General features: G+C 66.3%; 1 protein-coding gene. It reads right to left on the bottom strand.

The window, feature by feature from the left end; all coding sequences use genetic code 11:
• Positions 1 to 246 (bottom strand): chorismate-binding protein (locus SB822_RS59685; protein WP_410859454.1); only part of this gene is annotated, 246 nt, incomplete at both ends.

Genomic DNA, 246 nt, shown 5'->3' on the forward strand with positions numbered 1-246 from the left:
CCGAGAGTCTCGCGAGATGCCGCGGCAGATAACGCACGCCGTCTTCGCGCGTCGCGAGCATGGTTTCGAACAGCTCGAAGCCCGGCTCGGCGCCGGTCAGAAAGCGCGCTTTCAATCGGCACTCCGCGTATTCGTCTTCGGCGACGCTGTCGAGCACGATGCCCGCGCCGATGCCCATCGTGCCGCGCAACGAGCCTGCTTGCGCCGACGGCTTCAACGTCAGCGTGCGAATGGCGACCGACATGC

This window comes from Paraburkholderia sp. SIMBA_054 (genome assembly GCF_046534875.1).
GTDB lineage: Bacteria > Pseudomonadota > Gammaproteobacteria > Burkholderiales > Burkholderiaceae > Paraburkholderia > Paraburkholderia hospita.